A 13,921-nucleotide genomic window follows, 5' to 3' on the forward strand; every position below is an offset into this window, starting at 1 on the left:
CTTTATCGCGTGTTGTCGTGGCCGCCCTGCTTACAAGGCGTAGCGGAACGACTTCACGTAACCATTGCCGCTCACCGGCTTGTTCACGCCGGATCTGGTCAGCGGCACGACAACCTCAGACGGGTACGCCTTCATATCCTCCACAGCGGTATCGATATGCACCTGATATCCGGCATCGATCAGCGTGTCCGCCAGATCCAGCGTCACGCGCAACGTCTTCCCGGCGCCAACACTGGCGCCGGAGATGCCATCCACTTTCGCGGTGCCCCCTGCGGCGCGATACCAGTCGCGCAGGTTCTTGTGATACTTGGCCTTGGGCCCGGCCACCCACAACGTGCGCTGATAGCGTCCGGCGTTGTCGGTCAAATAGAGGGCGACGTAGGCACCGTCTCCGCCATAGTTGGACATCTGCGTCTCGAACGAGACCTGACGCGCGGAAGCGAGTGACGGCACGGCGAGCGCGCCCACAAGCATGGCGACGGGAAGTGCGGCTTTCATCTGAATGCTCCTGATCTGTGCAAAGCGGGGTCGTCGTTCCTGGCCAGTCGGCACACACGCTGCGTGAGCGGTGCCGCTGGCGAGGAGTACGCGGTGTGGATCCGCAGTTGGTTTCAGCGGATCTCGACCTGGGGCTTGGTAGCCGGCGTCGACGAACTGTCGGTGACCGCATTCGCGGGCGCTGTATTCACCACTGCATTCGCCGGTGTCCTGCCCGCGCCGCGATCGCCGTGATCCCCTTCCCGCTTCATGCGCACGACGTCGAGCGTGACGGGATCAATCTTGGCCTTGAAGCGCTGGCCGTCCTTATCGCGGCCCTTGATTTCATAGCAACCATCGTCGATCTTGAGCTTGTCGACCTGCCAGCCTTTCTGTTGCGCCATGGCCCGGACCGCATCGCGCGGCTTCCAGTCGTTGATCGGCGCCTCGCAGTCATCGCGGTCGTGCGCCTGCACCGTGTGAATACCCACCGTGGCACCACCGAGCGCGAGCATCGCGAGCACGAGGGTCTTTCCCATACCAATCCGAAGGCGTTTCATTGCGGCATCTCCTTGTTACGTGTGGCTTCCTTGGACTCCACAATGCGCCGCGAACCTGAAGCGAACCTTGCGATGGCAGAGAATTTTCTTCATGTTCGCGACAGGTTCGCGTGGCAATATCATGTGATACATGCTTCAGGGAAGCCGTAATGAGAGTTCTTCTCATCGAGGATGAACCGTGGCTTGGGCAGGCCGTCCGCGACCAGATCGAAAAGGACGGGCATCCGACCGACTTCGTGGCCAATCTCGCCGATGCGCGCCGACATCTTGCGGCCGCAACCTACGACCTGATCCTGCTAGACCTGCTGCTGCCCGATGGCCGCGGCCTTGATTTCCTGCGTGAACTGCGCGCGAGCGGATCGAACGTGCCCATCATCATCCTGACCGCGCTCGATCAGGTGTCGAATCGCATTGCCGGTCTGAACGCCGGCGCGGATGACTACCTGGTCAAGCCGTTCGACCTGTCCGAACTGTCCGCGCGCGTCAGCGCGGTGGCGCGTCGGTACGCGGGTAATCCGAATCCATTGGTGAATCTTGGCGACCTACGCATCGACACGGCCGGGCATAGCGTGATGCGCGGCGAAACCCGCGTCGACCTGACGGCCAGCGAATGGGCGCTGCTTGAGGCACTGATCCAGCATCCGGGCATGATCGTGTCGCGGGCAAGGCTCGAGGAACGGCTTTACTCCTTCAACGAGGAAGTCGGCAGCAACACCATCGAGGTCCATATGAGCCGGCTGCGCAAGAAACTTGGCGCGGATGTCATCGAGACCTTGCGCGGGCTAGGCTATCGACTCAGGCGGGACTGACGATGCTGCGCAGCCTGCAGGGCAGACTCTCGGCGGCGCTGGTGGCGGGGCTGGTCGTGCTGGCGTGCGCGGCGGCGGCGGCATCGATCCACGTGCTGCGCCAGGAAGTCGATCGTATGTCGGACAGCGCGTTGCAGGAAGCCGCGCAGCGCCTGCTGCCACTGGCGCTCACCGAAATCATGCGTCGCGAGGCCGATGACGATGAGGACGACAGCAGCCGCGTCACCGCCGTGCGGCCCCACGACGAACTGCTGACCTACGTGGTCCGCGACGACAAGGGCAGTCTGCTGCTGCAGTCGCATGACGCCGATCTCAGTGTTTTTCCGGCCGGCCTGAAGCCGGGATTCTCCTCCACCCTTTCACATCGGATCTACACCGAACCCGGATTGCAAGGAACGGTAGCCCTGACGATCGCCGAACCACTTGCCGCCCGGCGGCAAGCAAAAGTCGCGGCCGCGCTCTCGGTCGTCAGGGTTCTGATCCTGTTTCTTCCCGTCGGCCTGATCGGCATCTGGCTGATCGTCCGGACGGGACTTCAGCCTATCCGCCGGTTCTGCGGCAGCATCGCCGCGCGCGGCCAGAGCGATCTGACATCGCTTGAAAAGAGCGGACTGCCCACCGAGATCGCGCCGGTGGCTGATGCGGTCAACGGCCTGATGGCGCGCCTCGATCGCGCGCTGGCTGCCGAGCGCAGCTTCACCGCCAATAGCGCGCACGAACTGCGCACGCCAATTGCGGCGGCGCTCGCGCAGACGCAGCGTCTCAAAGCCGACATGCCGACCGACGACATGCGGGAGCGCGTGCAGAACGTCGAACATTCATTGCGCACGCTGGCGCGGCTCAGCGAAAGCCTGATGCAGCTCGCGAAGGCCGAGAACGGGCGTGTGCTCGGTGACGCGACGCAGGATTTGCGTCCGGTGATTGAACTCGTGATCGAGGACTTCCGGCGCATCGCGCACACGCCAAACCCGATCACGCTCGACCTGCCCGATCAGCCCGTCGAATCCTGGATCGATCCCGACGCCTTCGCGATCGTGGTGCGCAATCTGGTCGACAACGCGCAGAAGCACGGCGCACGCGGAGAACCCGTGCGAGTGTCGCTGTCGGAGGCGGGGGCATTCACCGTGGCGAATCGCGGGCCTGTGCTGGCCGAGAACGACCTGGCACGCCTGATGAAGCCGTTCGAGCGTGGCGCGACAACAGCCAGGGGCAGCGGCCTCGGGCTGGCCATCGTCGAGGCAATTGTTCGCGGGGCTGGCGCCACGCTTACCGCGCATAGTCCGGCACCGGGGTGGCCGGATGGCTTGTGGATCACAATCGACGGCTTGCCGCTTGCCACGATGGGGCCTCGGTGACCCCTCCGCCAACTCAGCGATATGTGGCGCCTGGCAGCAAATCCGCAGCCAGCGAATCTCATTCCGTTTAACCACTATCAACTGTTGGCCAGCTTCTGCATGATAGCGTCATATAGCTCACTATATTGCGATTGACAAAGCGTGTCCGTTGCGTGGCGGGATTCACTAGCCTGACCGGCCACAACGACCGTTTTCGCTATCCGTTCTGAACGCCACAGGAAACGACAAATGCCACAGGATTCCCATCGCGGATCCAAGCCAGACCACGCTGGCGATAGCACGGCACAAGTCTTGCCGATTGCTGCAATCGTCCATGCGGACCACGCCGGCACGGACCGCCTGCTCACCAAGTTCGTCGACGGCCTGCGCCATGCCGGACTGCGGATTCACGGGCTCGTGCAGGAACGCGCGGAGAATGGCGACAAGACATCCACAATGCTTGTGGACCAGCACAGTGGCCAACGCTACCCCCTGTTCCAGAACCTCGGCTCGGGCTCGACATCGTGCTGCGTCGACGCAGGCAGCATTGCCGCGGCGAGCGTCGCCATGCGCCGCGCCGTCGAGGCGCGACCTGACCTTTGCGTGGCCAACCGTTTCGGTGGGCTCGAAGCCCAGGGCGGTGGACTCGCTGCCGAGATGCTGAATGTGGCCGCCGCCGGCATTCCGCTGCTGACCATCTTCTCGAACGACTATCTTCGGGCCTGGCGCGCCTTCACGGGCGATTCGGGCACGGAGCTGCAGCCGTCGATCGAGGCCATGTACCTGTGGTTCGCGGGCCTCCGCGCGCGCCACGCACGTTCATGAAGCAGGCGATCGGCCCCTCGCTACGGCATCACCACTGAATCAAGCTCCACGTCCTGCGCCTTGCGCAGCATCTCATCGAACTCGGGGTCGGTATCCGGAAAACTCGCTTCCGCCGCAGGCCCCGCGCGGCGAGCACCACCTGGCCGGGCACCCGACGCGCGGGCCGGTTTGGCGATCACCTCGTCGATGCGCGCAAGCAGGTACGGGAAGAACGGATTGGAAGAGATCCGGAACATCGAATCGAGGCTGACCATCAATGCGCCGCGTTCACCACGCGGTGCGATCGCGCCAAGCGACACGCCGAAGCGCGGATTCCCCGCATCCATGGGTTGTATCCCGTATAGCTCATCGTCCATCGGGAACGGGATCGCCACGTGTGACAGCGAAAATACCTGCGCCGGGTAAGTCATCGCGACTGGCTGCTTTGTCTCCTCCGTGGCGCCTGCGTCCACCACGCGCGCTGTCACGTCGTCCGCCCCCTCCGCTTCATTGCCGATCATCGTCAGCCTGTAGCTCACCGGCAGCGCGGGCAAGAGCCGGGCAAGCGCCTGCGTTGAAGCCGGATCGATCAGGGGCCCAAGCTTGGCACGCCGGTTGACGTCAAATAGCACCAGTTCACTGCCGTTGTCCGGCAGGCTCGCGTAAAGCCGTCTGACGATTGCCGGAGTGCTCACCGTGAAGTCGATCACCGACTGAAAAGTCAGCACGGGAGGCAGGCCCTCCAGCCCGCGCTCCCGCGCGACACGCGCAATCTGGTCTTGCAACGCGACGGTCAGCCGATGGGATTGCCGCGCCCCGTTGACGGGAAACGAGTTGTACTTGAATGGATTGAACTCGGGCACGATCCCGAGCCACGCAGCCTTCTCGAAGGGCGGCAGCAACGCCGGCAGCGCGGCCAGCCCGGCGAACCGCGCATAGCGGGTCACGCCGATCATCGGCGAGATCAGGATGATCCGGGCCGGCCGCTCCAGCCTGGGGTCTTCAAGGCTATCGAGCGCGTACTTCATCGCCAGCGCGCCACCATTGGAAAAGCCAACCAGATGGATCGGACGATCCGCGCCGGCCTGAAGCCGCGCCTCGCGCACGGCAAGCCGCGTCGCCGCCATCCAGCGCTCCCATTCGACGTCAGAGAGCCCGGCCGGTACCGTGCCATGGCCGGGAAGGCGAATGCCGACCGCGACGAAGCCGTCCTCCACATACCGTTGGGCGATATGTCGCAGGCTGTACGGCGAATCGGTCAGGCCATGCAGCAGGACGACCGCGCCCACGGGCTTTCCGGCTGGACGCATTTCGTACGAACGGTTCCAGTCGTGCTCGAAGCGTCCCGGGTAGATCGGGCTGCCCTCGAAATAGCGGTTCGAAGGGATCCGCGCCGCAGATGGCAGACGGTCGCTGACGTGCCGCCTGACCTGCTCGAACAGGGCGTCTTCCTGCCTCAGATAGCGGCTCCAGTCGGACCGGTCGATCTGCTCGACACCAAGCTCGTCGGGCACAAAGGTGTGCCAGAGCTGCAGCTCCGGCCCTCGTGTCGCGTCATAGGCGCGCAGCGCCAGTAGCGCCACGCCAAGCACGACCAGCACGATCGCGGCGATGCGCACCTTGCTGGTCAGACGGGATCGCGCTTTCATCTGCGGAACAGGGCCCATGCTGATTGCGACATGCGTTCAGGGCTTGCGCTTGGCCGCGCCGGCCCGCTGCGACGTCACCAATGCGGTCAGTGGCGGGAAGGATCGAATGACCAGCTTCTCGAACTCCACCACGAAGAACAGCACCACGGCTCCGGCGATCAGCCATAGCCAGTGCTCCACGGTCAGTGCCTGGGTATCGAAGATCAACTGGAACGGGTACCAGTACGTGAACAGCAACTGCAGCACCACAACGCCGCCGATGCCGTACCAGAGATACGGATTGCTCGTGTGAGCGCGCACAGACAGCGAGGATTCGAGCAGGTGCCGGCTGTTGATCAGGTAGAAGATCTGGCCAAGCGAGATGGCGTTGACGGCCGCTGTTCGCGCCATTTCATCCGCCGCGCCATGCGCCTTCATCACGAAGAACGCCGCGAGTGTGTAGATGACGAGCGCCACGCCGATGAAGCAGATTCGCCATACCCCGAAACCGGTGACGATCGACCGGTCGATCGAGCGTGGCGGCCGGCCCATCACGTCCGCCTCGTGGGGTTCGAACGACATGGCCAGGCCCAGCGCGACGGAGGAGACCGTGTTCACCCACAGAATCTGCGGCGCGGTGATTGGCAGCGTGAACCCGATCAGGATCGCGATGGCGATCACGGCGCCTTGCGCGATGTTCGTCGGCAGCATGAACAGCATCGCCTTCTCGATGTTGTTGTAGACCGTCCGACCTTCCTTCACCGCCGCCGAGATCGACGCGAAGTTGTCGTCGACGAGGATCATCCCCGCGGCCTCCTTCGTCACCTCGGTGCCCTTGATACCCATCGCGACGCCGATATCGGCCTTCTTGAGCGCGGGTGCATCGTTGACGCCGTCGCCGGTCATTGCCACCACCTGCCGGTTGGCCTGCATCGCCTTCACGAGTCTGAGCTTGTGCTCGGGGCTGGCGCGGGCGAAGACATCGACCTCGCGCACGCATTCGCGCAGGGCCGCATCGTTCATTGCCTCGATCTCGGTACCCGCCACGGCGGTGCGGCCATCGCCGATCCCGAGCATTCCCGCCACGGCGGCCGCCGTGACCTTGTGGTCGCCGGTAATCATCGTCACCCGGATGCCACCTTCATGGCATTCCCGCACGGCGTCGATCGCCTCCTTGCGCGGCGGGTCCATCAGGCCGACGAGGCCGAGGAACACGAGCGTACTCGGCAAGTCCTTCGGCTCGAGACCGCCCTGCGGCAGGCCCGGATCTGGCAGCCAGGCAAGTCCCAGCACCCGCTCACCCTGCGCGGCCATGCGATCGCCCTCCCTCACGAAGTACGCGCGGTCGAGCGGCACCGCGCCATTCGCGGTTTGCTGGTGATCGCAATGTTCCAGAATCACCTCCGGCGCACCCTTTACCAGCAGCATCTCGCCGTCGGCCGAGCGGTTCAGCGTCGCCATGAACTTGTGCTCGGACTCGAATGGAATGGCGTCGATCCGTGGCGCGGCCACCCCCTCGGCGGTGCGGTCCATGCCGAGCTTGGTGGCGAGTGGATAGAGCGCGCCTTCGGTGGGGTCGCCCTCCACCTTCCATCGACCATCATCCTCAAAAAGCTCGGCGTCGTTGCACAGCATCGACACGCGACCGATCAGCGCCAGCGGCAACGGCACGGCGTCCAGCGGTTTGCCCTCCGTGCTGAGCGCGCCTTCCGGTGCGTAGCCGTGGCCCGTCACTGCATACGATGCATCGGCCGTCACGACCGATGTCACCATCATCTCCATCATCGTCAGCGTGCCCGTCTTGTCCGAGCAGATGCGCGAGACGGAGCCCAGCGTCTCCACCGCCGGCAAACGACGGATGATGGCATTGCGCTGGGCCATCCGCTTCACGCCGATCGCGAGCGTGATGGTGATCAGCGCAGGCAGACCTTCCGGGATGATCGACACCGCAATGCCGACGATCGCCTGGAACAGCTCCACGAAACTCATCTTGCCGAGCCAGTGCCCCCAGGAGAACAGCACGACGCTGAGAACACCGATGGCCGCCGTGATGACGTAACCGAACTTCGTGATCTGCCGCAGCAGCGGCGTCTCCAGCGGATTGACCTGCCCGAGCATCTCGTTGATGCGGCCGAGTTCCGTCTGGCTTCCCGTTGCCACAACCACGCCGGTGGCTCGGCCGGAGACCACCATCGTGCCGGAGAACGCCATGTTCTCGCGGTCTCCCACAGTGGACTTGGCGGGCATCGGTACCGTCGTCTTGTCGGCGGGCACAGACTCGCCGGTGAGCGCCGCTTCCTCTGTGCGCAGGTTCCTGGCTTCCACCAGGCGCAGATCGGCGGGGACCTTGTCGCCCGACTCCAGCAGCACGACATCGCCCGGCACCAGTTCCTCGGCGTCAAGCAGGCGGGCCGCACCACCACGCAACACGCGTGCATCAGTGGAAAGCATGTTGCGGATCGAATCCAGCGCCTCTTCGGCCTTTCCCTCCTGCAGGAAGCCCAGCAACGAGTTCAGGATGACGACGGCAAAGATGATCGATGCGTCGAGCCAAAGGCTCAGCATCAGCTTGGTGAAGGCCGACGCGATCAGCACATAGATCAGGATGTTGTTGAACTGGGAGACAAAGCGCGCGATGGCGCCGCGCTTCTTGCCCTGGGGCAGCCGGTTGGGTCCGTAGGTACCCAGCCGCGCGGCGGCATCGTCGGCTTCCAGGCCCTGCGAGGGATCGACCTTGAAACGCTGCTCGACCTCATCGGCGGTCATGGCGTGCCAGGGTGTTTCCTCCACGCCTGATACTACGGTATCCGCTTCACTCATCTTGCATCCTCCAGGTTGCGGCGTCCGTCATGCGGCGCCATTCGCCGTCGCACTGCTTCACCTGATGTCCCGCTTGCTTTCGCTTCGCCGCCTGCTATTCCGCCTACTTCGCCGCCTTCTTTTCCCCTTCGAGTTCCTCACGCGCCTTCGCCAGCGCCTTCGCCTGGTCAGACGAGATCTCGGGGTACTGGAGATTCAACTTCTCCACGGCCTCGACAACGGCCGCCGCGACGACAAGTCGCGTGAACCATTTCTTGTCGGCGGGCACGACATACCATGGGGCCGCTTCGGTGGAAGTCGCGCGGATCGCCGCCTCGTAGGCCTGCATGTACTCGTCCCAGTGCCGGCGCTCGCGCACGTCGGAGGGAGAGAACTTCCAACTCTTGTTCGGTTTGTCAAGGCGCTTCAGGAATCGCCGTTTCTGTTCCTCGTACGACAGGTTCAGATAGAACTTGAGAATGATCACGCCCTGCCGCGTGAGGTAGTCCTCGAAGCGCGCAATATCGGCCAGCCGCTCGTCCCAGATCTTGTCGGTAATGAGCGCCGGCGGGATCTTCTGCGCCTCCAGCAGGTGCCGGTGCACCCGCACCACGAGCACGTCCTCGTAGTAGGACCGATTAAAGATGCCAATGCGTCCGCGCTGGGGCACCTTCGCAAGGTATCGCCAGAGAAAATCGTGCGAGAGTTCTTCATGGGACGGCTGCTTGAACGAGAAGACATCGCACCCCTGCGGATTGACGCCAGACATGACGTGCTTGATCGTCCCGTCCTTGCCGGCCGCGTCCATGGCCTGGAACACCAGCAGCACCGACCAGGAGTCCTGCGCGTAGAGCACGTCCTGCTCTATCGCCAACCATTCCGATCCGTGCCGAAGCAGGTCCGCCGCCTCGCCCTTCTTCATCTCGAAGCCCAGCGTATCGGCAGGATCGAAGTCCGCCAGACGGAACTCCTCGCCCTGCGTGATGCGGAACGGATTGATATAGCTCCCCAGGGTGCCCAGTATCTCTTTGCGAGGCATTGCCAACTCCTCCCCAGCTTCGGTCGTCGGCAACGCACTGCCAACGAACAAAAAAGCCCTGACGTTGCTCCAGGGCTCGATAGCCGCGACAAGCGAAGCGCGATGCGCTTGCTGCCGTCCCGACTCTAATTTGACTGTAGCAGGTCACACGGAAACCGGAAGCCCTATCTGTCACTTTTTGCCAGGGACGGCATTGCCAAGGTCAGCGGCCCGGTGCCAAGCAAGGTGCAGCACGATATCGCGCTGGAGACGATTCGCAGCGTGGATGGGGTTCGCTCGATTCACGACAGCTTGAAGGTGGCTGCACACTGAGGATGCGCGAAAGCGACCGGCGATAAAACGGTCAGGCTCCGCAGACGAGCCTGACGGCGGCTAGCACTGGCCCTTCTTGGCCTTGCCGGGCGGGCAGAAGGACTCGTTTCCGTACTGGTCGACACGGCAGTTACCCTTCTTCGCCTGCCCCGGCGGGCAGCCCGGACCGGCGGCGGAATCATCATAGGGGTACGGGCCGACAGCGCAACCCGTCAGCAATGCGGCACATGAGACGACAGCCAGCAGCAGAGCCTTCATCATTCTTTCCCTCCTGAAAATCAAAAAAAGGATACTACGGCACTCCGCGCGGGGGAACTTGAAGCTGGTAATCGCGTGTAACGAGGTCAGAACCGTCGCAAAATAAATCCGCTGTGGGTGGAATAAGCACCCCCCTCCCCGCGTCTACCCGACAACGGCCCGCTCCGGGCCCATGGAACGACGCGAGGAATCATGGTCTCCTTCTATCGACTGCCCACACCACCAGCCATTGGTGCGGTGCTGCTCCTGCTGGCGGCGCTGACCGCTGCCGCACCCGCTCTTGCCGCCACCGCCACTGGCTCTGACGCCGAGCGGTTCGCGGCGGAGAACGAAGTGGCGATGACAAGAATGATGGACGGCATGTCGGTCCACCCCAGCGGCAATATCGACGAAGACTTCGCGGCGATGATGATCCCGCACCACCAAGGTGCCATCGACATGGCCATGGCAGAGCTGCGCTACGGCAAGAACGAGCAGCTCAGGCGCATCGCGCAGGAAATCATCGTCGATCAGATGCAGGAGATCGCCGCGATGCGGCTGGCGCTTGGACAGCCGCCTCCGCCGTCCGTGCCTGCGCCAACCCAGCCGGCGGCCTCCACACCGTCGCCGTCGCAGCCAGCTTCCCACGACCACTCCGCCCACGCGCACTGATGCAAGGCCCGATCATGAAACCTAGCCCCCTCCGACATGCCATTTCGCTTTCCCTCGCATGGATGCTCGGCGCCACCGGCATCGCCAGCGTTGCCCTTGCCGGCCAGGCCCCTGGACCATTGAATGCGCCGGACGTGCCCATCAGCCACCGGGACCGCGTCTACGCGGCCGAGCAGTTCTCGAACACCGTCTCCGTCACCGATCCGGCCGACAACCGGTTGCTCGGTGTCATCCGGCTGGGCGACCCCGCGCCCGGCAACCTGAGTCCGTTGTACCGGGGCCAACTGCTGGTTCACGGCATGGGCTTCTCGCCGGACCATCGCACGCTCGCGATCGTCTCCATCGGGTCCAACTCGGTGTCGTTCATCGATACGGCCACCAATGCCGTCAAGCATGTCACTTATGTGGGACGCTCGCCGCATGAGGCGTTCTACACGCCGAATGGCAAGGAAGTTTGGATCACCGTGCGCGGCGAAAACTACATTGCGGTTCTCGACGCCGCGACGTTCGCGGAGACCGCCCGCATCAAGGTTGCCGACGGCCCGGGCATGCAGATCTTTTCGCCGGACGGCAAGTACGGCTACGTCTGCTCGTCGTTCAATCCGGAAACGGCGGTTGTGAGCGTGGCCGACCACAAGATCGTGGGCCGCGTGAAGCAGGAAAGTCCGTTCTGCCCGAACATCGCGGCCACACCGGATGGCAAACAGGTCTGGTTCACGCTGAAAGACATCGGCAAGACGCAGGTGTTCGAAGCGCAGCCTCCGTTCCGCCCGATCAGGACAATCGAGACGGGCCCGATCACCAATCACGTCAACTTCGCGCACACGGCGGCGGGCACGCTTGCCTATGTCACGATCGGCGGCCTGAACCAGGTCAAGGTATTCCGCACCGACGACTTCTCCCCGGTGGCCACCATTCCCGTGGGCAGCCTGCCTCACGGTGTCTGGCCGTCGGGCGATGGGAGCCGGATTTACGTCGGATTGGAGAATGCGGACAAGCTGGCCGTCATCGATACCGCCACGAACCAGGTCGTCGCCAACGTGCCGGTAGGTCAGGCGCCGCAGGCGATTGCCTACGTGCCGAATGCGGTACCCGATGGCGATGGCACACAAGGACTGCAATCGCCGGGTCTGGCTGGCCAGAGCACGCAGTTGAAGTTGTTGCATCTCGAGAACGGCAAGCCGGTGGTCACAGACAACGCACCTACCAGCGTGACGCTGTTCGACCAGGGCGTGCTGCAGGTCCTTCAGGCCTCGGCAACGGGGCTGCAACCGAAGCATGCGTACGTGCTGGCGCTGGCCAGCCATGCGGACGGCACCGGGTCGCTGGAGCCGCTGGCCTCGTTCATGACGAATCCCGCCGGCTCGGCTATTGTCAATGCAATCGGCCCCATCCGGCAGATCGTGCAGGACAACGCCACTGTGGAGGGACGACGCTATCTCGTCATCGCCCCGTCGGAAAACGGCAAACCCGCCGCACCCGTTCAGGTGCAGGCGCTCTAGCCCGCGTGCGATCATGCTGCCACCCCTGACGGAGACACCGCTGCCGTGAAGGACTTGCTGCAACAGGTCGAACCGATGATTCCGGCGTTGCGCCGCTATGCCCGCGCGCTATTGCGCGAGCAGGCGGCCGCGGACGATCTCGTGCAGGACTGCCTGGAAAAGGTCATCACGTACTGGGACAGCCGCCGCAACCGCGCAGACACCCGTAGTTGGGTATTCGCCATCCTGCATAACCTTGCGATGACGGCCCTGCGCCGTCATGCAAGCGCGCAAGGGTTGCACGTGGCGATCGACGACGTGGCGGAGTCCCTCATGACCGTGCCGCCGGCCCAGGAAGACGCACTGCGTTATCGGGACCTGCTGAGCGCGGTCGATGCCCTTCCCGCCGAACAGCGCAGTGTGCTCCTGCTGGTCTCGGTGGAGGAGATGTCGTACGCCGAGACCGCACGCATTCTTGAGATTCCCGTCGGCACCGTGATGTCGCGCCTGTCTCGCGCGCGGGAAAAACTACTGAGGCAGATGGAACCCGGCCTGAAGGCGGCCCCGACATCCGGACTGCGGAGGGTCAAATGAACGAGCATCGACCGATACAGGAAGAGGAACTGCTGGCCTACGTCGACCACGCGCTCGACACCACGCGCCTGCGCGAGATCGAGGCGTACCTGCAGCAGCATCCCGACGTCGCGACCCGCGTCGAGGGCTACATGGCGCAGCGCGATCAACTGCGCGCCGCGCTCGCCCCGATCGCAGACGAACCGGTTCCGCCAGAACTGAACCTGCGGCACATGCTGACGGCTCGACGCGCCCGCGCCAGCCATCCGTGGCGGCTGGCGGCTTCTGTCTTCGTCGCCATGTGCCTTGGTGGCATCGGCGGCTGGATGGGACGCGGCGCGACCGAGCCGCCCACCGGCGGCATTGCCGCACTGGCGCGCGAAGCCACGGCGAGCTTCCAGGTATTTGCCGCCGACCCGATACGTCCCGTCGAAATGGGGGCCGCTGACAGCAACGACCTGGTGAACTGGGTCTCCTCGCGGCTGCGTCGCCCGATTGCCGTGCCGGACCTCGGCAAGGCAGGCTATCGCTACATCGGCGGGCGTCTCGTCGCCACCGAGCATGGTCCCGCCGGCCTCTTCATGTACGAGGACGGCCACGGCACGCGCCTGGCGATGCTGGTACGCCCGATGGCAATCGAAGGCGACACACCGATGAAGGCACACGTACAGGCCGGCGTGGCGGGATACTCATGGGCCAATCAGGGCCTTGGATACAGCCTGGTGGCGTCGGCGTCCACCAGCGGCCTCCACCCACTGGCCGACGAGATGCGCCGGCAGATCAATGGACGGGACGGGTCGGTAGACGCCGGCAGCAAACATCCCTCTCTGTAGGGAACGGCACCACCAACTGCCGCTTGCCCCAAGGGCAATGCCTTTGCCCGTCACCCCAATGGCGTGCGGTCGATGCGCCATCAATACTGTTCACCGGGGCACCGGGTTGGGAGGATCAAGAACTGCGAACGGATCCACGCAATCCGGCAGCACGACCGGTTGCGCACTTCACGGACAAGACTCGGCCGAACGACCCGCTTGCCACGTAACACCCAAAATCTACAACGACAGGAACGGCATTCTCAGATACGTATTCCATCGAGAACTGCTGGGCAAATCTAAAGCAAATATTTCATGTCGAGGCGCATCCTGCACCCAAAAAACTAACTTCTGACACTCAGGAAGTTCACTCAGAATTCTGTG

13 protein-coding genes and 1 pseudogene are annotated in these 13,921 nt (G+C 63.9%); 8 read left to right on the top strand and 6 right to left on the bottom strand.

The genetic code is table 11. From position 1 onward, the window contains the following. Window positions 1-30: 30 nt before the first annotated feature. Window positions 31-498 carry a DUF2271 domain-containing protein gene (locus RMET_RS27565; RefSeq protein ID WP_011519795.1) on the bottom strand — a complete coding sequence of 156 codons (468 nt, stop codon included), beginning with the start codon at window positions 496-498 and terminating at the stop codon, window positions 31-33. 113 nt (window positions 499-611) lie between these two features. After that, window positions 612-1,037, bottom strand: coding sequence for a PepSY domain-containing protein (locus tag RMET_RS27570; RefSeq protein WP_011519796.1), 426 nt, complete (start codon window positions 1,035-1,037; stop codon window positions 612-614). A 149-nt stretch (window positions 1,038-1,186) separates the two neighbouring features. Between RMET_RS27570 and RMET_RS27575 the strand changes: the two genes are divergently transcribed. From RMET_RS27575 to RMET_RS27585, 3 genes are all read left to right on the top strand, one after another. Further along, window positions 1,187-1,846, top strand: a complete 660-nt coding sequence (locus RMET_RS27575) for a response regulator (RefSeq protein ID WP_011519797.1) — start codon at window positions 1,187-1,189, stop codon at window positions 1,844-1,846. A gap of 2 nt (window positions 1,847-1,848) precedes the next feature. Further along, window positions 1,849-3,201 (top strand): sensor histidine kinase, encoded by a 1,353-nt coding sequence (locus tag RMET_RS27580; protein WP_011519798.1) that lies wholly within the window; start codon window positions 1,849-1,851, stop codon window positions 3,199-3,201. 228 nt (window positions 3,202-3,429) lie between these two features. Then, the gene (locus RMET_RS27585) at window positions 3,430-4,005 is read left to right on the top strand and encodes a DUF2478 domain-containing protein (RefSeq protein WP_011519799.1); all 576 of its coding nucleotides are present in this window, start codon (window positions 3,430-3,432) and stop codon (window positions 4,003-4,005) included. 20 nt (window positions 4,006-4,025) lie between these two features. Here RMET_RS27585 and RMET_RS27590 read toward each other — a convergent pair whose 3' ends face one another. The 3 genes from RMET_RS27590 to RMET_RS27600 form a co-directional block, all read right to left on the bottom strand. Next, the gene (locus RMET_RS27590) at window positions 4,026-5,633 is read right to left on the bottom strand and encodes an alpha/beta hydrolase (protein ID WP_035820423.1); all 1,608 of its coding nucleotides are present in this window, start codon (window positions 5,631-5,633) and stop codon (window positions 4,026-4,028) included. Between the two features lie 36 nt (window positions 5,634-5,669). Beyond that, window positions 5,670-8,432 (bottom strand): cation-translocating P-type ATPase, encoded by a 2,763-nt coding sequence (locus RMET_RS27595; protein WP_011519801.1) that lies wholly within the window; start codon window positions 8,430-8,432, stop codon window positions 5,670-5,672. Window positions 8,433-8,535: 103 nt separating this feature from the next. After that, entirely contained in the window at window positions 8,536-9,450 is a 915-nt protein-coding gene (locus RMET_RS27600; protein ID WP_011519802.1) for a polyphosphate kinase 2 family protein, read from the bottom strand. 192 nt (window positions 9,451-9,642) lie between these two features. On the opposite strand from RMET_RS27600, the gene RMET_RS34570 reads away from it, so the two are divergent. Beyond that, complete coding sequence (locus RMET_RS34570) at window positions 9,643-9,762, top strand: BON domain-containing protein (RefSeq protein WP_324615118.1); 120 nt, start codon at window positions 9,643-9,645, stop codon at window positions 9,760-9,762. Window positions 9,763-9,822: 60 nt separating this feature from the next. Here the strand turns inward: RMET_RS34570 and RMET_RS27605 are convergent, their stop codons facing one another. Beyond that, on the bottom strand, window positions 9,823-10,023 hold the full coding sequence (locus RMET_RS27605; protein WP_011519804.1) for a hypothetical protein: 201 nt from the start codon (window positions 10,021-10,023) through the stop codon (window positions 9,823-9,825). A gap of 189 nt (window positions 10,024-10,212) precedes the next feature. Between RMET_RS27605 and RMET_RS27610 the strand changes: the two genes are divergently transcribed. The 4 genes and pseudogenes from RMET_RS27610 (at window position 10,213) to RMET_RS27625 (ending at window position 13,558) form a co-directional block, all read left to right on the top strand. Next, entirely contained in the window at window positions 10,213-10,671 is a 459-nt protein-coding gene (locus RMET_RS27610) for a DUF305 domain-containing protein (RefSeq protein ID WP_011519805.1), read from the top strand. A 62-nt stretch (window positions 10,672-10,733) separates the two neighbouring features. Beyond that, window positions 10,734-12,173 carry a YncE family protein gene (locus RMET_RS27615; RefSeq protein ID WP_152560161.1) on the top strand — a complete coding sequence of 480 codons (1,440 nt, stop codon included), beginning with the start codon at window positions 10,734-10,736 and terminating at the stop codon, window positions 12,171-12,173. 39 nt (window positions 12,174-12,212) lie between these two features. Continuing rightward, a pseudogene (locus tag RMET_RS27620) lies at window positions 12,213-12,746 on the top strand (RNA polymerase sigma factor); the annotation flags it as partial. After that, window positions 12,743-13,558 (top strand): anti-sigma factor family protein, encoded by an 816-nt coding sequence (locus tag RMET_RS27625; RefSeq protein ID WP_011519808.1) that lies wholly within the window; start codon window positions 12,743-12,745, stop codon window positions 13,556-13,558. The pseudogene RMET_RS27620 and the gene RMET_RS27625, both read left to right, overlap by 4 nt. Window positions 13,559-13,921 lie beyond the last annotated feature (363 nt).

The organism is Cupriavidus metallidurans CH34 (genome assembly GCF_000196015.1).
GTDB lineage: Bacteria > Pseudomonadota > Gammaproteobacteria > Burkholderiales > Burkholderiaceae > Cupriavidus > Cupriavidus metallidurans.

Excerpts from the sequence above, each read along its gene's own strand:
- RMET_RS27565 (WP_011519795.1), bottom strand. The coding sequence starts at position 498 with ATGAAAGCCGCACTTCCCGTCGCCATGCTTGTGGGCGCGCTCGCCGTG.
- RMET_RS27570 (WP_011519796.1), bottom strand. The coding sequence starts at position 1,037 with ATGAAACGCCTTCGGATTGGTATGGGAAAGACCCTCGTGCTCGCGATG.
- RMET_RS27575 (WP_011519797.1), top strand. The coding sequence starts at position 1,187 with ATGAGAGTTCTTCTCATCGAGGATGAACCGTGGCTTGGGCAGGCCGTC.
- RMET_RS27580 (WP_011519798.1), top strand. The coding sequence starts at position 1,849 with ATGCTGCGCAGCCTGCAGGGCAGACTCTCGGCGGCGCTGGTGGCGGGG.
- RMET_RS27585 (WP_011519799.1), top strand. The coding sequence starts at position 3,430 with ATGCCACAGGATTCCCATCGCGGATCCAAGCCAGACCACGCTGGCGAT.
- RMET_RS27590 (WP_035820423.1), bottom strand. The coding sequence starts at position 5,633 with ATGAAAGCGCGATCCCGTCTGACCAGCAAGGTGCGCATCGCCGCGATC.
- RMET_RS27595 (WP_011519801.1), bottom strand. The coding sequence starts at position 8,432 with ATGAGTGAAGCGGATACCGTAGTATCAGGCGTGGAGGAAACACCCTGG.
- RMET_RS27600 (WP_011519802.1), bottom strand. The coding sequence starts at position 9,450 with ATGCCTCGCAAAGAGATACTGGGCACCCTGGGGAGCTATATCAATCCG.
- RMET_RS27605 (WP_011519804.1), bottom strand. The coding sequence starts at position 10,023 with ATGATGAAGGCTCTGCTGCTGGCTGTCGTCTCATGTGCCGCATTGCTG.
- RMET_RS27610 (WP_011519805.1), top strand. The coding sequence starts at position 10,213 with ATGGTCTCCTTCTATCGACTGCCCACACCACCAGCCATTGGTGCGGTG.
- RMET_RS27615 (WP_152560161.1), top strand. The coding sequence starts at position 10,734 with ATGCTCGGCGCCACCGGCATCGCCAGCGTTGCCCTTGCCGGCCAGGCC.
- RMET_RS27625 (WP_011519808.1), top strand. The coding sequence starts at position 12,743 with ATGAACGAGCATCGACCGATACAGGAAGAGGAACTGCTGGCCTACGTC.